The organism is Mammaliicoccus sp. Dog046 (assembly GCF_034039665.1).
Lineage (GTDB): Bacteria > Bacillota > Bacilli > Staphylococcales > Staphylococcaceae > Mammaliicoccus.
Window position 1 is genome coordinate 1,081,191 of the sequence record NZ_CP120131.1, and the last position, 18,671, is coordinate 1,099,861.

Annotated in this window: 14 protein-coding genes; 13 read left to right on the forward strand and 1 reads right to left on the reverse strand. The window is 32.3% G+C overall.

All coding sequences use genetic code 11. The annotated features are described in order from the left end of the window. Window positions 1-123: 123 nt before the first annotated feature. Window positions 124-1,479 (reverse strand): amino acid permease, encoded by a 1,356-nt coding sequence (locus P3U32_RS05480; RefSeq protein ID WP_323704605.1) that lies wholly within the window; start codon window positions 1,477-1,479, stop codon window positions 124-126. Window positions 1,480-1,909: 430 nt separating this feature from the next. Here P3U32_RS05480 and P3U32_RS05485 point away from each other — a divergent pair, with 430 nt between their 5' ends. From P3U32_RS05485 to thrS, 13 genes are all read left to right on the forward strand, one after another. Beyond that, window positions 1,910-3,028 carry a citrate synthase gene (locus P3U32_RS05485; protein ID WP_323704606.1) on the forward strand — a complete coding sequence of 373 codons (1,119 nt, stop codon included), beginning with the start codon at window positions 1,910-1,912 and terminating at the stop codon, window positions 3,026-3,028. Window positions 3,029-3,086: 58 nt separating this feature from the next. Continuing rightward, on the forward strand, window positions 3,087-4,355 hold the full coding sequence (gene icd / locus P3U32_RS05490) for an NADP-dependent isocitrate dehydrogenase (protein WP_323704607.1): 1,269 nt from the start codon (window positions 3,087-3,089) through the stop codon (window positions 4,353-4,355). Window positions 4,356-4,411: 56 nt separating this feature from the next. Next, window positions 4,412-5,350 carry a malate dehydrogenase gene (mdh, locus tag P3U32_RS05495; protein ID WP_323704844.1) on the forward strand — a complete coding sequence of 313 codons (939 nt, stop codon included), beginning with the start codon at window positions 4,412-4,414 and terminating at the stop codon, window positions 5,348-5,350. Window positions 5,351-5,549: 199 nt separating this feature from the next. Further along, on the forward strand, window positions 5,550-6,260 hold the full coding sequence (locus P3U32_RS05500) for a response regulator transcription factor (protein WP_323704608.1): 711 nt from the start codon (window positions 5,550-5,552) through the stop codon (window positions 6,258-6,260). Next, window positions 6,253-7,959, forward strand: coding sequence for a two-component system histidine kinase PnpS (gene pnpS, locus P3U32_RS05505; RefSeq protein ID WP_323704609.1), 1,707 nt, complete (start codon window positions 6,253-6,255; stop codon window positions 7,957-7,959). The genes P3U32_RS05500 and pnpS overlap by 8 nt, the downstream gene beginning before the upstream one ends. A gap of 216 nt (window positions 7,960-8,175) precedes the next feature. Beyond that, window positions 8,176-10,797, forward strand: a complete 2,622-nt coding sequence (gene polA / locus P3U32_RS05510; protein ID WP_323704610.1) for a DNA polymerase I — start codon at window positions 8,176-8,178, stop codon at window positions 10,795-10,797. Window positions 10,798-10,818: 21 nt separating this feature from the next. Further along, window positions 10,819-11,691, forward strand: a complete 873-nt coding sequence (gene mutM, locus P3U32_RS05515; RefSeq protein WP_323704611.1) for a bifunctional DNA-formamidopyrimidine glycosylase/DNA-(apurinic or apyrimidinic site) lyase — start codon at window positions 10,819-10,821, stop codon at window positions 11,689-11,691. 9 nt (window positions 11,692-11,700) lie between these two features. Further along, window positions 11,701-12,291 (forward strand): dephospho-CoA kinase, encoded by a 591-nt coding sequence (coaE, locus tag P3U32_RS05520; protein ID WP_323704612.1) that lies wholly within the window; start codon window positions 11,701-11,703, stop codon window positions 12,289-12,291. Between the two features lie 109 nt (window positions 12,292-12,400). Further along, window positions 12,401-13,435 carry a glyceraldehyde-3-phosphate dehydrogenase gene (locus P3U32_RS05525; RefSeq protein ID WP_323704613.1) on the forward strand — a complete coding sequence of 345 codons (1,035 nt, stop codon included), beginning with the start codon at window positions 12,401-12,403 and terminating at the stop codon, window positions 13,433-13,435. 187 nt (window positions 13,436-13,622) lie between these two features. Further along, the gene (gene nrdR, locus P3U32_RS05530) at window positions 13,623-14,081 is read left to right on the forward strand and encodes a transcriptional regulator NrdR (RefSeq protein WP_323704614.1); all 459 of its coding nucleotides are present in this window, start codon (window positions 13,623-13,625) and stop codon (window positions 14,079-14,081) included. A gap of 10 nt (window positions 14,082-14,091) precedes the next feature. Continuing rightward, window positions 14,092-15,474, forward strand: a complete 1,383-nt coding sequence (locus P3U32_RS05535) for a replicative helicase loading/DNA remodeling protein DnaB (protein WP_323704615.1) — start codon at window positions 14,092-14,094, stop codon at window positions 15,472-15,474. After that, window positions 15,474-16,394 carry a primosomal protein DnaI gene (gene dnaI / locus P3U32_RS05540; RefSeq protein WP_323704616.1) on the forward strand — a complete coding sequence of 307 codons (921 nt, stop codon included), beginning with the start codon at window positions 15,474-15,476 and terminating at the stop codon, window positions 16,392-16,394. The genes P3U32_RS05535 and dnaI overlap by 1 nt, the downstream gene beginning before the upstream one ends. Window positions 16,395-16,706: 312 nt before the next feature. After that, window positions 16,707-18,635 carry a threonine--tRNA ligase gene (thrS, locus tag P3U32_RS05545; protein WP_323704617.1) on the forward strand — a complete coding sequence of 643 codons (1,929 nt, stop codon included), beginning with the start codon at window positions 16,707-16,709 and terminating at the stop codon, window positions 18,633-18,635. The last annotated feature ends 36 nt before the right edge of the window (window positions 18,636-18,671 follow it).

Sequence of the window (18,671 nt, forward strand, 5' to 3'; positions counted from 1 at the left end):
ATTGAAAGTTGTTTTTTTGTATAAGATATTATTTGAAAATAATATCATAATGATCTAGATGAATCAGAAGTAGAAATAAAAGAAGTGATACAACAAATGTTGTATCACTTCTTTATTAATGCTCTATTTAAATATTTTCTTCTTTTGATAAAAGTACATCAATGTGAGTATGATAAACCAAATTGGTGTAATTAATATCGCAATTAGAGTGACTTTTTCAATCATTAATAATACAAATACAAATATAAAGAATATTAATGTAATCCAAGCAACAGGTACGCCACCTGGTAATTTAAATTTAGATGCTTTATTTAATTCGGGTGCAATTTTACGGTATCTAATATAAGCTATTACGATAAGTGACCATACAACTAAAAATAGAACTGTAGATACAGATGTTACGTATTTGAATACTTCGCCAGCATCTTTGATGATGTAGTTTAATAACACTGAAATCATAAGTAATAAACAACTAAATAATGTTGCTTTATAAGGTACACCGGCTTTATTCGTTTGGCCAAACCCTTTGTTTGCCTGTCCATTTTGTGATAATCCATAAAGCATTCTACTATTTGAGAATATCCCACTGTTACAAGATGACGCTGCTGCTGTTAATACTACGAAGTTAATAATTGCAGCTGCGATAGGGATACCAATTAATCCAAATAATTTTACGAATGGACTTTCTGCTGGATCAATTTTATCCCAAGGTGTAATTGACATGATGATAATTAATGAACCAACATAAAAAAGCATAATACGAATCGGTACATTGTTAATTGCTTTTGGTATTGTTTTATGTGGATCTTTCGTTTCTGCCGCTGTAACACCGATTAACTCAATACCAACGAATGAGAAGGCTGCCATTTGGAATGATAAGAAGAACCCATTCATTCCATTAGGAAATATCCCATCATGATCCCATATATGCGTAATAGATGCAGTGCCATATGGTGTTTCATATGCCATAACAATCATAATTACACCTACAACAATTAAACCGACAATCGTTGTTACTTTAATAATTGAAAACCAAAACTCTAATTCCCCGAATAATTTTGCTGTCATTAAGTTCATCGACATTAATACTAGAATAGTAAATAGTGCTGTAATCCAAGTAGGAATGTTTGGGAACCAAAAACTTATGTATTTTGCAACTGCTGTAACTTCAGCCATACCAGTAACAATCCAACAGAACCAGTATGTCCAACCTGTAACATAACCGGCAAATGGCCCGATATATGTATGTGTTACATCAGCGAATGAGTGAAATCCTGTATTTGAAAGTAAGATTTCCCCTAAAGCACGCATAAATAAAAATAATATTAACCCTATAATGATATAGGTAAGCAATATGGAAGGTCCAGCTGAGTGAATTGTTTCACCGGCACCGAGGAATAATCCGGTACCAATGGCTCCACCTATAGCAATAAGCTGAACATGCCTATTGCTTAACTCCCTTTGTAAATTGTTAGCCATAAACATTAATTCCTTCTTTCATATTCATTTTTTTTATGTTTTTATTATGAACTTACTGTAATAAAATAGCAATTAAAAAATGAATGTTATATGCTTATTTTGAGAACGTAATCATGATTTATAGTTTTTATCATATATAATAATAAAAATGAATGGATAGAATTTTGGTTATGAATATATCTGAGATACATAGTAAGATATAATGAACGCAAAGACTTGAATTCATAGTCTTCAAGGCATATTTTGCAATGTATTATATGAAAAAAATAAAAATTATAAAATTACATTCGCGAATTATTATCTTAATTTAAAAGCTAACTATTTTCATGTTTCAATGCTCTACGCATTCACAAATGGAGAGAAATTATATATAATGGAATATGAAAGCCATTACATATATGGGCAATTATTAAGTAAGGGGGATAATATTATGGCACAAGTAGCAAAAGGGTTAGAAGGCATTGTTGCTTCTGAAACTCAAATTAGTTCAATAATAGATAATCAATTAACTTACGCAGGTTATGAAATAGATGATCTAACTGAAAATGCTTTATTTGAAGAGGTAATGTTTTTACTTTGGAATTTAAGATTACCAAACAAAGAAGAGTTAAAAGAATTAAATGAAAAACTATATGATTATATGACTTTAAATCCAAGAATGTATAGTCACTTTGAGGATTATGCAACAGATAAAGTACATCCTATGACAGGGCTAAGAACATCTTTATCTTATTTAGCGCATTTTGATCCAACTGCGGAGGAATTTGATGAAGAATCAAATTATGAGCGAGCTATTAGAATTCAAGCTAAAGTGGCTTCATTAGTAGCTTCATTCTCACGTGTAAGATCAGGCAAAGAAGTTGTTAAACCTAAGAAAGATTATAGTTATGCAGCAAACTTCTTGTACATGTTAAGAGGTGTAGAGCCAACTGACGTTGAAGTTGAAGGTTTCAATAAAGCATTGATTTTACATGCTGACCATGAATTCAACGCATCAACTTTCACAGCAAGAGTTGCAGTTTCAACTTTATCTGACATGTATTCAGGTGTAACAGCGGCGGCTGGAGCACTTAAAGGGCCATTACATGGTGGAGCAAATGAACAAGTTATGAATATGTTAACTGAAATTGGTTCATTAGATAAAACAGATGATTACATTAAGCAAAAAATAGAAAACAAAGAAAAAATCATGGGATTCGGTCACAGAGTATATAAAAATGGTGACCCAAGAGCGAAATATTTGAAAGAAATGAGTCGCCGAATTACTGATGAAACTGGTCAGAAGGAACTTTTCGAAATTTCAATGCGTATTGCTGAAATCATGAAAGAAGAGAAAGGTTTACTTCCAAATGTAGATTTCTACAGTGCGACCGTTTATCATAGTATGGGTATTGATCATGATTTATTTACACCAATATTTGCTATTAGTCGTATGTCTGGTTGGACAGCACATATTCTAGAACAATACAGAACAAATAGAATTATGAGACCAAGAGCAGAATACACTGGTGAACGTGATCGCAAATACGATTCTATTGAAAATAGATAGTATAGTATAGTATCATTTTGAAATTTATAAACTACAAATTAGATGGAGGAATTTTATAATGACAGCAGAAAAAATTACTACAAACCAAGGTGTTTTAAATGTTCCGAACAATCCAGTTATACCGTTTATTATTGGGGACGGCATTGGTCCAGATATCTGGAATGCAGCAAGCAGAGTGTTAGATGCTGCAGTTGAAAAAGCATATAACGGTGAAAAGAAAATCGAATGGAAAGAAGTACTTGCTGGTCAAAAAGCATTCGATGAAACTGGAGAATGGTTACCTAACGAAACTTTAGAAACAATTAGAGAATATTTAATTGCGATTAAAGGGCCATTAACTACACCAATTGGTGGCGGTATTCGTTCATTAAACGTGGCATTACGTCAAGAGTTAGACTTATTTACTTGTCTACGCCCAGTACGTTGGTTCCAAGGGGTTCCTTCACCTGTTAAACGTCCAGAAGATACTGATATGGTAATCTTCCGTGAGAATACAGAAGATATCTATGCTGGTATTGAATTCCAAGAAGGTACACCAGAAGCTAAAAAAGTAGTAGACTTCTTACAAGATGAAATGGGTGCTAAAAACATTAGATTCCCAGAAACTTCAGGTATCGGTGTTAAACCAGTATCTAAAGAAGGTACAGAACGTTTAGTAAGAGCAGCAATTAATTATGCTTTCGATAATAACCGTCGTAACCTTACTTTAGTTCATAAAGGTAATATTATGAAATTTACTGAAGGTGCATTTAAAAAATGGGGCTATGATTTAGCTGAACGTGAATTTGGAGATCGTGTCTTCACTTGGCAACAATACGATAAAATTGTTGAAGAACAAGGTAAAGAAGCTGCTGATAAAGCACAATCAGATGCTGAAGCAGAAGGTAAATTACTTGTTAAAGATTCAATTGCCGACATTTTCTTACAACAAATTTTAACGCGTCCTGCTGAATTTGATGTAGTAGCAACAATGAACTTAAACGGTGACTACATTTCAGATGCATTAGCTGCACAAGTTGGTGGAATTGGTATTGCACCTGGAGCTAATATTAACTATGAAACAGGACACGCTATCTTTGAAGCTACACATGGTACAGCTCCTAAATATGCTGGATTAGATAAAGTTAATCCATCTTCAGTATTACTTAGTGGTGTATTAATGTTAGAACACTTAGGTTGGCAAGAAGCTGCTGACAAAGTAACTCAATCAGTTGAAGCTACAATTGCTTCTAAAGTAGTAACATATGACTTCGCTCGCTTAATGGATGGCGCTACTGAAGTTAAATCTTCAGAGTTCGCTGATGAATTAATCAAAAATTTACCATAATATAGCATTAAATGAGGAAGGTTACTTGTTAACCTTCCTTTTATTATAAGGAGATGATTAAAGTGACAAGAAAGAAAATTTCTATTATTGGTGCAGGATTTACAGGATCGACGGCGGCTTTTATAGCGGCTCAGAAAGAATTAGGCGATGTTGTACTTGTTGATAGACCACAATCAGAAAATCCAACTAAAGGTAAAGCATTAGATATCGCAGAAAGTGCACCTGTACTAGGATTTGATTCAAAAGTAACTGGTACTTCAAGTTATGAAGATACAAAAGACTCAGATATAGTAATTATAACTGCCGGTGTAGCACGAAAACCTGGTATGACAAGAGATGATTTAGTACAAACAAATCAAAGTGTTATGAAATCAGTAACTGAAGAAATTGTTAAATATTCACCGAATGCGATTATAATTGTCTTAACTAACCCTGTAGATGCTATGACTTATACAGTCTATAAAACATCAGGTTTCCCTAAAGAAAGAGTTATTGGACAATCTGGTGTATTAGATACAGCAAGATTCAGAACTTTTGTGGCTGAAGCACTTAATTTATCAGTGAAAGATGTTACTGGATTTGTATTAGGTGGTCATGGTGATACGATGGTTCCGTTAATTAGATATTCAGCTGCTGGGGGCGTACCTTTAACAAGCTTATTATCTGAAGATAAGATCAATGAAATTGTTGATCGTACAAGAACAGGTGGCGCAGAAATTGTGAACTTGTTAGGCAATGGTTCAGCATATTATGCTCCGGCTGCTGCGTTAGTTGAAATGACTGAAGCTATCCTTAAAAATCAAAAACGCGTATTACCGTCAATTGCTTATTTAGATGGTGAATATGGTTATGAAGATATATATTTAGGAGTACCTACTGTTTTAGGTGAAAATGGTATAGAAAAAATTATAGAATTAGATTTAACAACTGATGAGAAGCAGTTATTAGATGAATCTGCAGAATCAGTTAAAGTAGTTAGAGATATCTTACAATAAATTAAAATAGTAAATAAGTAATTTTAAATTCATGACTAAGTGAGCGAATATATGAAACCTAATAGAAATGGTAGATTTCATATTCGTTCACTTTCTTTTATGAAGGTAATGTTAACTTTTTGTAAAGTTCTCTAAATATGCATTATTTTTTAAATAAATTACGTTATAATTAGGTTAATTCGCTTAAGGAGGATCTTTCATGTCACAAAAGGTATTGGTAGTAGACGATGAACAATCAATCGTTACATTGCTTAAATATAATATAGAACAAGCTGGTTACCAAGTAATCGTAGCATATGATGGTGTGCAAGCACTTGAGAAAGTAAATGATGAAAAACCTGATTTGGTAGTGTTAGATGTGATGTTACCTGAAAAGGATGGAATTGAAGTTTGTAAGACGATACGTTCAGATAAGAATCAAGTACCAATTCTGATGTTAACTGCAAAAGATGACGAGTTTGATAGAGTATTAGGACTTGAACTTGGTGCAGATGATTACATGACGAAGCCATTCTCGCCACGAGAAGTTGTTGCACGTGTTAAAGCAATTTTACGTCGTGTTGGCCAAGTTGAAAGTAATCAATTAGACGACGATGAGGATATTATTTTAGGTGCTATTAGAATTAGACCAGATTATTTCGAAGTATATCGTAATGATGAATTATTAGAATTAACACCTAAAGAATTCGAATTGTTATTATATCTGATTGAAAGACAAGGTCGAGTGATTACGAGAGAACATATGCTGAATTCAGTATGGAATTATGAATTTGCTGGTGATTCTAGAATTGTTGACGTACATATTAGTCATTTGAGGGATAAACTTGAAGAAAATCCTAAACAACCGCAATTTATAAAAACTGTAAGGGGTTTAGGGTATAAGTTAGAAAGACCGAAAAATAATGATTAAATTTTATAATAAGCTATTAATTATACTTACAACTGTAACTGTTGTAAGTTTTCTTGTATTAGGTTTCTTCCTTCATAATTCTAGTTATGATTTAATTTCCAAACAACAACAAAAACTATTAGAAGATGAATCAGATAAAATCTACAAAATAGTTAAAAAAGATCCTGAAAATTTAAATCAAATTTTAAATATTTTTGAACAAGATGTATTAATTGAGAAAAATGGACGTGAAGTATTTAGTTCTTCAAATGTAGATACACATCTGTTTAATCAAAAGAGAAAAGAAGCTATATCCGATGCACAAACATTTGATGAATTTTACGAAGTAAGTAAAAGAAATGCTGACGTGATATATGCTAAAAAATATAATGGTTATACTGTCGTCTTAGCAAAACATTCGACAACTATTTCATCATTACAAAAAGAAATCTGGAAGTATTTATTACTTGTTTTATTCTTTACGCTGCCGTTAATATATTTTATCGTGCGATATATTAATACGTCGTATATACATCCAATTAACGAAGTAACATATGCGACGAAATTACTGGCATCTGGTAAATACCGTGTAAGAGTCCCAGAAAGTAATGTGAAAGAAACTAAGGAATTATTTATTAATACGAATAATTTAGCGAGAACATTAGATGATTTAAATAACGAGCAAAAATTACAAAGAAATAGGTTAGAGACAACTTTAGAAAACATTCCAAGTGCAACATTAATGGTTGATAAAGAAGGCATAATTGTCATTGCTAATAAAACGTACCATGAGTTATTTGGACGCATGCAAAATGCAGAAGGACAGTTGTTTAAAGATGTTATGCCTAATATTGAAATCACACAAATGATGAACGAAGCAATGAAACTAGAGAAACCTGTTTTTGAGCAAATAGAATTGTATATCAATAATGTTCATAATAAATTCTTTGAAGTATCGGTTATACCAGTATTAACGAGGCGCAAACGCAGATTACTTGGTCTAGTTGTTGTTATGCATGATATTACAAAGTTGAAAAAATTAGAACATATGAGAAAAGATTTTGTAGCGAATGTCTCACATGAGTTGCGAACGCCTATAACTTCAATTAAAGGGTTTGCTGAAACTCTAATGGATGGTGCAAAGGATGATCCTGCATCATTAGATATGTTTTTAAATATCATTTTAGAAGAATCAAATAGAATTCAATCGCTAGTACAAGATTTACTCGATTTATCTAAGATTGAGCAAAATACAGAAATACCTAAAGAATGTATGAATCTATCTGATTTAGGTGAACATGCATTAAAAGCAGTATCCACATTAGCTGAGAAAAAAGAGATTCAATTAACGAATAACATAACATCAGAAGTAAACGCATTAGGTGATAAAGGTAAGATTACGCAAGTGCTTATTAATTTATTATCAAACGCAATCAGTTATTCCCCTCAATCAAGTGAAGTGATATTAACGATTAAAGAAGAATCAGATGGACAAATCATATCTGTTAAAGATAACGGCATTGGTATTTCTGAAGATGAGCAAAAAAGAATATTTGAAAGATTCTATAGAGTAGATAAAGCAAGAAGTCGAGATTCAGGTGGAACAGGGTTAGGATTATCTATCACTAAACACATCGTAGAGGCACATAATGGACAAATTAAAGTAGAATCTACATTAGGTGAAGGGTCGAATTTCATTGTGAAATTATTTGATAAATAACACGAATTAAATATTTAGATTATTCGACATCTTCATATAAAATTTACATTGTATTCACATTGAATTAATCAACGATAGTTAGAATATAGGTAGACCCCTTCATTTTGATGATTTAGCGAAATACTTCGGTATTTCGCTTTTTATTATGCCTTTCAATCTATTTATTGAGTTGAATATGATAAAATGAAATCAATAAAATGATGGAGGTATTATACAGTGGGAAAATTAGTATTAATTGATGGTAATAGCTTATCATTTAGAGCGTTTTTTGCATTGCCTTTATTGACAAATAAAGCAGGTGTTTATACGAATGCAATTTATGGTTTTACAATGATATTAGATAAAATTATTAAAGAAGAAGAGCCGACGCATTTTATGGTTGCATTTGATGCTGGGAAGACGACTTTTAGAAATAATATGTATAGTGAATATAAAGGTGGTCGTGAAAAGACACCGGATGAATTAAGAAGCCAGTTACCATATATTAGACAACTGGTAGAAAGTTATAATATTAAACATTATGAATTGGAAAATTATGAAGCGGATGACATTATAGGTACGCTTTCAAAACAAGCGGATGAGCAAAAGCTACAAACCATTATCATTACTGGGGATCGAGATTTAACACAACTAGCGAGTAAACATGTAACAATTTATTATACTAAAAAGGGTGTTACAGATATTGATCATTACACGCCTACTTTTATTGCTGAAAAATATGACGGTTTAGTTCCTGACCAAATCATTGATATGAAAGGTCTAATGGGGGATAAATCCGATAACATTCCTGGTGTTCCTGGAATAGGCGAAAAAACAGCGATAAAATTACTTAAACAATTTGAAACGGTTGAAGGTGTTTATGAACACATAGATGAATTGAAAAAATCAAAAATGAAAGAAAAATTGATTGAAAATGAAGAAAGTGCCAAGTTAAGTAAGGCATTAGCTACAATTAATAGAGATAGCCCTATAGAAGTGAAGATAGATGATTTGAAATTAATAGAAACTGATAATGAAGAGAAAATTAAACTATTTAAAACATTAGAGTTTAAACAATTACTTGATCAAATGGATGCTAGTACAGAAGCATCAGATGATCGCGTTATAGAATATAAAAACGATTTACAAGATTTTGATTTTGAAAAAACAACAAGTGCTTCAATTCATTTTGAAACAAACGAAAATAATTATTTGAAAGCAGATATTCTTGGATTTGCGATTCAAACAACAGACAAAACATTTGTTGTTACTGAAGATGAGTTGAAAAATAATACCCAGCTTCGTGATTGGTTGGAAAGTGCTAATGTTGAGTTTTCAACTTATGATGCTAAAAAGACAATCATATTATGTAAGAGACTAGGTATTAAATTGAATCAAGTTCATTTTGATACGATGTTAGCAAGTTATATATTAGACCCATCTAGAACGATAGATGATATATATTCTGTCGTTTCTGAATATGGCATTTTTTATGTAAATAATGATGAAAGTATTTATGGAAAAGGCAAAAAGTTACACGTTCCAGAAAATGATATCTTATTTGAAAATATCGCGAAAAAAGTGATGGCTATTTTTGAAACAAAAGATAAAATGATTGAATTATTAGAAGAAAGAAATCAATTGCGCTTGCATGATGATCTTGAATTGCCTTTAGCAAGTGTATTAGCAGAGATGGAGTACATCGGTATATCAGTTGATAAAGAAACGTTAATTGAAATGCAAACTGATTTAAAAGTGCGTTTAGATAAATTGATTGAACAAATCCATGAACATGCAGGGTCAGACTTTAATATCAATTCACCTAAACAACTAGGTGTTGTATTATTTGAAGATCTAAAATTACCAATTATTAAAAAAACAAAGACTGGATATTCAACTGCTGTTGACGTTTTAGAACAATTAAGAAACGAACATCCGATTATCGAAGACATTTTAGTTTATAGACAGTTATCTAAATTACAATCTACTTATATTGAAGGATTGCAGAAGATGATAACTGACGAAGGTAAAATTCATACAAGATTTAATCAAACGTTGGCACAAACAGGTAGATTAAGTTCAATTGAACCAAATCTACAAAACATACCAATTAGATTAGAAGAAGGTAGAAAAATTAGAAAAGCGTTTCGACCTAGTAAGCCGAATCATGTCATATTTGCTGCCGATTATTCTCAAATTGAATTAAGAGTGTTAGCGGATATTACTAGTGACGAGCATATGAAAGAAGCCTTCACTGCACAAGAAGATATTCATACAACGACAGCGATGCGTGTATTTAATGTAGAAAAAGAAGACGTAACATCAAATATGAGAAGACAAGCAAAGGCGGTTAACTTTGGAATTGTATATGGTATTAGTGACTATGGATTAAGCCAAAGTTTAGGCATTACTCGTAAAGAAGCTAAAAAATTCATAGATGATTATTTAGATAGTTTTCCTAAAGTTAAGGAATACATGGATACCATCGTTCAAGATGCAAAGCAAAAAGGATATGTTGAAACGTTGCTTCATAGACGTAGATACACACCGGATATTACAAATAGAAACTTTAACTTAAGAAGTTTTGCTGAAAGAACAGCCATGAATACACCAATTCAAGGTAGCGCAGCGGATATTATAAAACTAGCTATGGTTCAATTTTCTCAAAAAATGAAAGATGCAGATTTTAATGCAACATTATTATTACAAGTACACGATGAATTGATATTTGAAGTACCTGAAGGAGAAATAGAAGCATTTAAGCCATTTGTAGAAGAGATTATGAATCACGCATTAGATTTATCAGTGCCTTTAAGTGTCGAGTCTAGCTATGGTGAGACATGGTACGATGCAAAATAATGAATAAAAGGAAGACTCAATATGCCTGAATTACCAGAAGTAGAAAATGTAAAAAGAGGAATCGAACCTAAAATATTAGGTGCAACAATTACAGACGTTACTTTTTCAGAAAAAGTTATAGCGGGTAAGAATAGTGGAAAAGCAACAATCATAAAAGGCACATCGTTAGAAACATTTAAAGAAAGAACAAATCAATATAAAATCGTTCAAATATATAGAAGAAGTAAATATATATTCTTTGAGTTGGAAAAGAACAACGAAACTAAAATAATGATGTGTCACTTTGGTATGACCGGTGCATTCTTTACTGTTCCTGAATTAGAAGATATAGGAATAGAGACACATAAGAAACATTGGCATGTCATATTTCAATTAGATAATGGTCTAAAACTCATTTATACAGATATAAGAAGATTTGGTGAAATAAGAGCGCTAGAGGATTTGCATGAATATCCTTCAGTATTAAAGATTGCACCTGAACCATTTGTTACAGAAGCTTATGATCATTATTTAGATAAAATATTATCTAAAAAATTCATTTCAAAACCTATCAAAGTAGGAATTTTGGATCACACTGTTATAGCAGGATGTGGCAATATTTATGCATGTGAAGCTTTAATAAGAGCAGGTGTGTTACCGACAAGAATAGTGAGTGATTTAACTCAAATTGAACTGAAAAGAGTATTTAAAGAAGTTGTTCAAGTGCTACAAGATGGTATAGATAGTGGTGGATCGAGTATCTCAGATTACTATAACGCAGATGGTGAAAAAGGTACGATGCAAGAAAAACATTTGGTTTATGGTAAGAAAATCTGCGGTCAATGTGGAGGTACAGTCCACCAGCAAGTCATTGCTACACGAAATACACATTATTGTCCAAATTGTCAAAAGTAGGTGGAAAAGATGACTAAAGTAATTGGTTTAACAGGAGGTATTGCAACTGGTAAATCTACCGTTTCACGATTATTAGAAGATTATAATTTCTATATCGTAGATGCTGATGTTGCAAGTCGTAAAGCAGTTGAAAAAGGAAGCGAAGGACTTCAGCAAGTGAAAGATACTTTTGGAGAACAAGCGATATTAAATGGTGAAATGAATAGACCCTATATAGGATCTATTGTATTTAATGATGAACAAATGAGAGAAAAGTTAAATCAAATTATACATCCTATTGTAAGAAACATTATGGAAGAAGAAAAAAATATTGGTTTAAGTAATAATCAAAATGTCATCATGGATATTCCATTGCTCTTCGAAAATAAACTTGAAGATACCGTTGATGAAACATGGTTAGTTTATACGACGGAAGAAATACAAAAGCAACGTTTAATGAAAAGAAATAACTTAAGTGAAACCGAAGCGATGTCTAGAATAAAGTCGCAGCTTTCAATTGAGGATAAAAAATTACGTGCTGATGAAATTATAGATAATAATAAATCGTTAGATGACTTAAAGAAAACCTTAAAAACTTTTCTTGAAAGCAAAGGATTTTAAGGGTATTTAACATTTGTGAAATTTATTGTGGAAAACGTTTTCAATAAACTTTTAATGTGATATACTAATTGCAATAAATAGTATATCACATTAAAAGGGGTTCTCGATTATGAAGAAAAATATTGCAATTAATGGTTTAGGAAGAATTGGAAGAATGGTGTTAAGGGGTTCATTGAAATCAGATCATTTAAATATTGTCGCAATAAATGCTTCTTATCCTGCTGAAACGATTGCACACTTAATTAAATATGACTCAACTCATGGCAAGTTAGAAGATGAAATTAAAGCTGTTGATGATGGTATTGTGATTAATGGCCATAAAATACTACTCGTTTCTGAGAGAGACCCAAATTTATTACCGTGGGAGACTTTAAATATTGATATTGTTATAGAAGCAACTGGAAAGTTTAATCACGGAGATAAAGCACAAGCACATATAAATGCAGGTGCTAAAAAAGTGATATTAACTGGTCCATCTAAAGGTGGAGAAGTTCAAACGATAGTTCGCGGTGTAAATGACTGTGATTTAGATTTAAATTCATTTGATATTATATCGAATGCTTCTTGTACGACGAACTGTTTAAGTCCAGTTGCAAAAGTACTCAATGATGAATTCGGTATTGAAAATGGATTGATGACAACAGTACATGCATTTACTAACGATCAGAAAAATTTAGATAATCCACATAAAGATTTAAGAAGAGCGCGTTCATGTGCAGATAGCATTATACCTACATCAACTGGCGCTGCAAAAGCTTTATCACTCGTATTACCTGAACTTGAAGGTAAAATGCATGGTATGGCATTAAGAGTACCAACGTCGAATGTTTCACTTGTAGATTTAGTAGTAGATTTAAAAACAGATGTCTCTGTAGAACAAGTGAATGAAGCTTTAAGACGTGCAAGTCAAGGTGCGTTAAAAGGCATCTTAGACATTAGTGATGAACCATTAGTTTCAATCGACTTTAATACAAACCCACATTCAGCAATTGTTGATGAGCAAACAACAATGGTTATCGGTTCAAATAAAGTGAAAGTACTTGCTTGGTACGACAATGAGTGGGGCTATTCAATGAGAGTGGTTGAACTAGCAGAACAAGTTGCGAGTATTTTATCAGCTACGAGAGAACAAAAAATATCTTAATATAAATTGATTGGAATGAAGCTGGGACAGAATGTTATGTCCCAGCTTCATTATTTTACATTTAATTTTATTTTACTAGTGATTTGTTGTATGATTATATGCCGTAAAGGAACGGGTGAACGTTTAAAAATATGCGAAACTACTGTATAATCTACGTGAGACAATAAAACGATAAGAGGTGAAACGAATGAGATGTCCAAATTGTAAGTATGAAAATTCTAAAGTAGTAGATTCGAGACATGCAGATGATATGGTTGCAATTAGAAGAAGAAGAGAATGCGAATCATGCGGTTTTCGTTTCACAACTTTTGAGAGAGTGGAATTAACACCTTTAATCGTTGTAAAAAAAGATGGTGCAAGACAAGCGTTTAATCGTGATAAAATATTAAACGGTCTAGTTCGTTCATGCGAAAAAAGACCTGTTGCATATCAAATATTAGAAGATATAACAAATCAAGTTGAAAAAGAGTTAAGGTCTGAAGGAATTACAGAAATTTCTTCGAATGATATAGGTGAGAAAGTGATGGAACATTTAATGGAAGTGGATCAAGTTTCTTACGTAAGATTTGCATCAGTTTATCGTGAATTTAAAGATGTAGATCAACTATTAAAATCTATGCAAGGTATTTTGAAAGATCGAAAGTAAGGTGAACATAATGGCGGAATATTTTAATGGTATAAAACCAAGTGATGGTTTTTACGTTAAATCGAATTATAATTACACACATATTCATCAAGATATTTTAACAAGTTTATACACGCCATTAATTGGTACAGATGCAATAGGGGTTTATTTATATCTATCGCAATTTAATTACCATAATGAGCCATTAGCAAATAATCATTATACAATAATGAACGATTTGAAAGTTAATCTATCAAGTTTTAGAGATGCGTTAGACTTATTAGAAGGTATAGGTTTGATGAGAACATTTCATAAGACGAATACAGATGAACAAATGTTTATATATATGTTGAAACAACCAGCAACTGCAGAACAATTCTTTAATGACCCGTTACTTTCTGTATATTTATATCAACAAATTGGTCAATCAAGATTTATCGCTTTAAAAAATAGATATAAGGATCATTCGATCTCAACAAATGGATATAATGAAGTGACTAAAAGTTTTACCGATGTATTTAAAGTACCTAAACTTTCAGATATCAGTACAGATGATTCGATTCAAATTAAGCCAGACAGTAAAAATACAGGTTTAGATTTATCGGATGTTAAATTTGATTTTGAAATGTTAGAAATGTTGTTAAGTAATCATTTGATTTCAAAAGAATTGTTGAATAAACAAACGAAAGAAGTCATTACACAAATTGCAACACTATATGGCATTACACCGGTAGAGATGAAGTCAATAATATTGAAATCTATCACAAGTAATCAAACGATTTCCCTTCAAGATTTAAGAAAGCATGCACGTTCAATTTATCAAATTGAACATGATGGCATGTATCCATCATTAGAATTGAAACAAGGAACAATTAAGAAAAACACGACAGAATCAAGTGGGGAAGTAGATTCGCTAGTATCTTGGTTTGAATTACTGGATACGACGAGTCCAATAGAAATGTTGTCTTCCTTTACAGAATCAGAACCAACTGTGGCTCAAAAACGATTAGTTGAGGATATAGTCAATCGCGAAAAATTACCTTATGGCGTAATGAATATTCTGTTGCAATACGTGATGTTCTCTCAAAGTATGCAATTGCCTAGAGCATATACAGAAGAAATTGCTTCGAATTGGAAAAAATTAAAATTAAAATCTGCTGAAGAAGCGTATAATTATACTAAGAAACGTGACAAAGAAATTGCTGAGAAGAAATCTGAACGTAGTCAAAAATCAACTGGTGGTTATAAATTGAGATCTATTGAAAAAACGCCAGAGTGGCTTCTGAAACAAAAAGCAGCAGATGCTAATAAAGAAGATACACAACAACAGCAAGAACATGATCCAGATTTTGAAAAAAGAAAACGAGAGCTCCAAAAAGAAATGGAAGCTTTTTGGAATGAAGGTGAAAAATAATGGAACCATTAGGCCAACATTTAAAGCAAAATAAAGAATTTCAGAAAAAATTAGACCAAATTAAAAAAGAGACGTTAGCAGATAAAGATGTTAAGGCATTCTTAACTGAACATCGTTCTGAACTGACGAATAGTATCATTGATACTGATTTGGATCAATTACAAGCATATAAGGATCAATCTAAATGCTGTGAAAAATGTGAAAGCTATGGCAAATGCATCAACTTTGTTAAAGGACATAGACCAGAATTGTATATTCAAAACGATCATATAAAGACCCGTTATTTGCCATGTCCAAATAAAGTTGCATATGATGAGCAGAAGTTTGAATCAAACCTTGTCACTGCATTCCAAATGCCTGAAGAAACATTAAATGCAACGATTAAAGATATCCATGTCGATAATGAATCGAGAATGAATGTGATCAAAAGAGCTATGGAAATTTGTAATCATATTGTATCTGGTGAAGAAACAAAAGGTTTATATATTCATGGTCCATTTGGTACTGGTAAATCATTTATACTAGGTGCAATTTCTAACCAATTAAAAGTTAAAAAACAATCCTCTACGATTATTTATTTACCAGAATTTATTCGCGTTCTAAAAAATGGATTTAATGATGGTTCATTTAGTGCGAGATTTGAAGCAGTTCGTGAAGCAGAAGTATTATTATTAGATGATATTGGTGCAGAAGAGTTAACCGCATGGGTAAGGGACGAAATATTAGGACCATTACTGCATTATAGAATGGTTCATAAAATGCCGACGTTCTTTAGTTCAAACTTCAATTTGAATGAATTAGAAGAGCATTTAAGCAAGACGAGACAAGGTGTCGAACTGACGAAAGCGAGTCGAATTATGGAAAGAGTTAAAACACTTTCTGAAGAGATGATGCTTGAAGGTAAAAATTATAGAGCATAATTTAAACTTGATATTTTAAATGAGCGTTGTATAATTGTATTATCATAAATGAATATAAAAATTTAGAGGACATGACGTCTATGGCGCAATCACAGAGAATCTCATCTTGCTGGAATTGAGATATTGCAATATATATGGTTACTCCCTCATACATGGTGTGTTAATCCACATTCGGCTCAAGACCGTTATCTTATGTAGAGTTATCGTACGCGTTTTTATGTACGTTAATGAGGGTGGTACCGCGAGAGATTTCGTCCCTTTGGATGAGGTCTCTTTTTTATGTTCTTTATTAATATTGAGGAGGATGTCATTATGAGTGTTATAAATGTTAAGTTTCCAGATGGTAATGTAAAAGAGTTTGAGCAAGGCACTACAACTGAAGAAATCGCTCAATCTATTAGTCCTGGTTTAAGAAAAAAAGCTGTTGCTGGTAAATTTAATCAACAATTAGTAGATTTAACTAGACCATTGGAAAGCGATGGGGATATCGAAATCGTTACACCAGGTAGTAATGAAGCATTAGAAGTGTTAAGACACTCTACAGCTCACCTTATGGCACAAGCCTTACAAAGATTATATGGAGATGTTAAGTTTGGTGTCGGTCCAGTAATTGAAGGTGGATTCTACTATGATGTAGATACAGAACACAAAATTTCTAGCGATGATTTTGAAGCGATTGAAAAAGAAATGAAACAAATTATAAATGAAAACTTCAAAGTTGAACGTAAAGTCGTAAGTAGAGATGAAGCGAAAGCATTTTTCAGTAACGATGAATATAAATTAGAATTGATTGATGCAATTCCTGAAGATGAAAATGTTACTTTATATTCACAAGGCGAATTTACAGATCTTTGTCGCGGAGTACATGTACCATCAACTTCAAAAATCAAAGAATTTAAATTACTTTCTACAGCTGGTGCGTATTGGCGTGGAGATTCAAATAATAAAATGTTACAACGTATATATGGTACAGCTTTCTTCGATAAGAAAGAATTAAAAGCGCACTTAAAAGTATTAGAAGAAAGAAAAGAACGTGACCATAGAAAAATTGGTAAAGAGCTTGAATTATTCACTACAAATCAAGATATTGGTGCTGGATTACCTTTATGGTTACCAAATGGTGCTACAATTAGACGCGAATTAGAACGTTATATTGTAGATAAAGAAGTAGAAATGGGTTATGACCATGTGTATACACCAATCATGGCGAATGTAGACTTCTATAAAAAATCAGGGCACTGGGATCACTATCAAGAAGATATGTTCCCAACTATGGATTTAGGAAATGAAGAACTTGTACTTCGACCAATGAACTGTCCGCATCATATGATGATTTATAAAAACAGTCGCCACTCATATCGTGAACTGCCAATTAGAATTGCAGAATTAGGTATGATGCATAGATATGAAGCAAGTGGTGCTGTTTCAGGGCTTCAACGTGTTCGTGGAATGACTTTAAACGATGCGCATATATTTGTAAGACCTGATCAAATTAAAGAAGAATTTAAACGCGTAGTAAATATGATACTTGATGTATACAAAGACTTTGGTTTTGAAGATTATACATTTAGATTGAGTTTACGTGATCCAGAAGATAAAGAAAAGTACTTCGATGACGATGAAATGTGGAATCGTGCACAAGCTGTACTTAAAGAAGTTATCGATGAAATGGAAATACCATACGAAGAAGCAATTGGTGAAGCGGCATTCTACGGTCCTAAATTAGATGTTCAAGTGAAGACTGCGATGGGTAAAGAAGAAACACTTTCAACTGCTCAGTTAGACTTCTTATTACCAGAACGTTTTGATTTGAATTATATTGGAAATGATGGGGAAGAACATCGTCCAGTTGTAATTCATAGAGGTGTTATTTCTACAATGGAACGTTTTACTGCATTCTTAATAGAAGAAACTAAAGGTGTATTCCCAGTTTGGTTAGCACCTAAGCAAGTAGAAATCATTCCTGTTAATGTAGATATGCATTATGAATATGCAAGATCATTACAAGATGAATTGAAATCTCAAGGTGTTCGTGTGCATATTGATGATAGAAACGAAAAAATGGGTTATAAAATCCGTGAAGCGCAAATGCAAAAAATTCCTTATCAACTCGTTGTAGGCGATAAAGAAGTAGAAAATCAAGAAGTGAATGTTCGTCAATATGGCTCAAAAGATTCAAAAACAGTAGAAAAAGATGAATTCATTTGGAGTTTAGTTGATGATATTAGGTTGAAAAAGTAATATACTATTGAAATTCGATGAGTCATCGGGTATAGT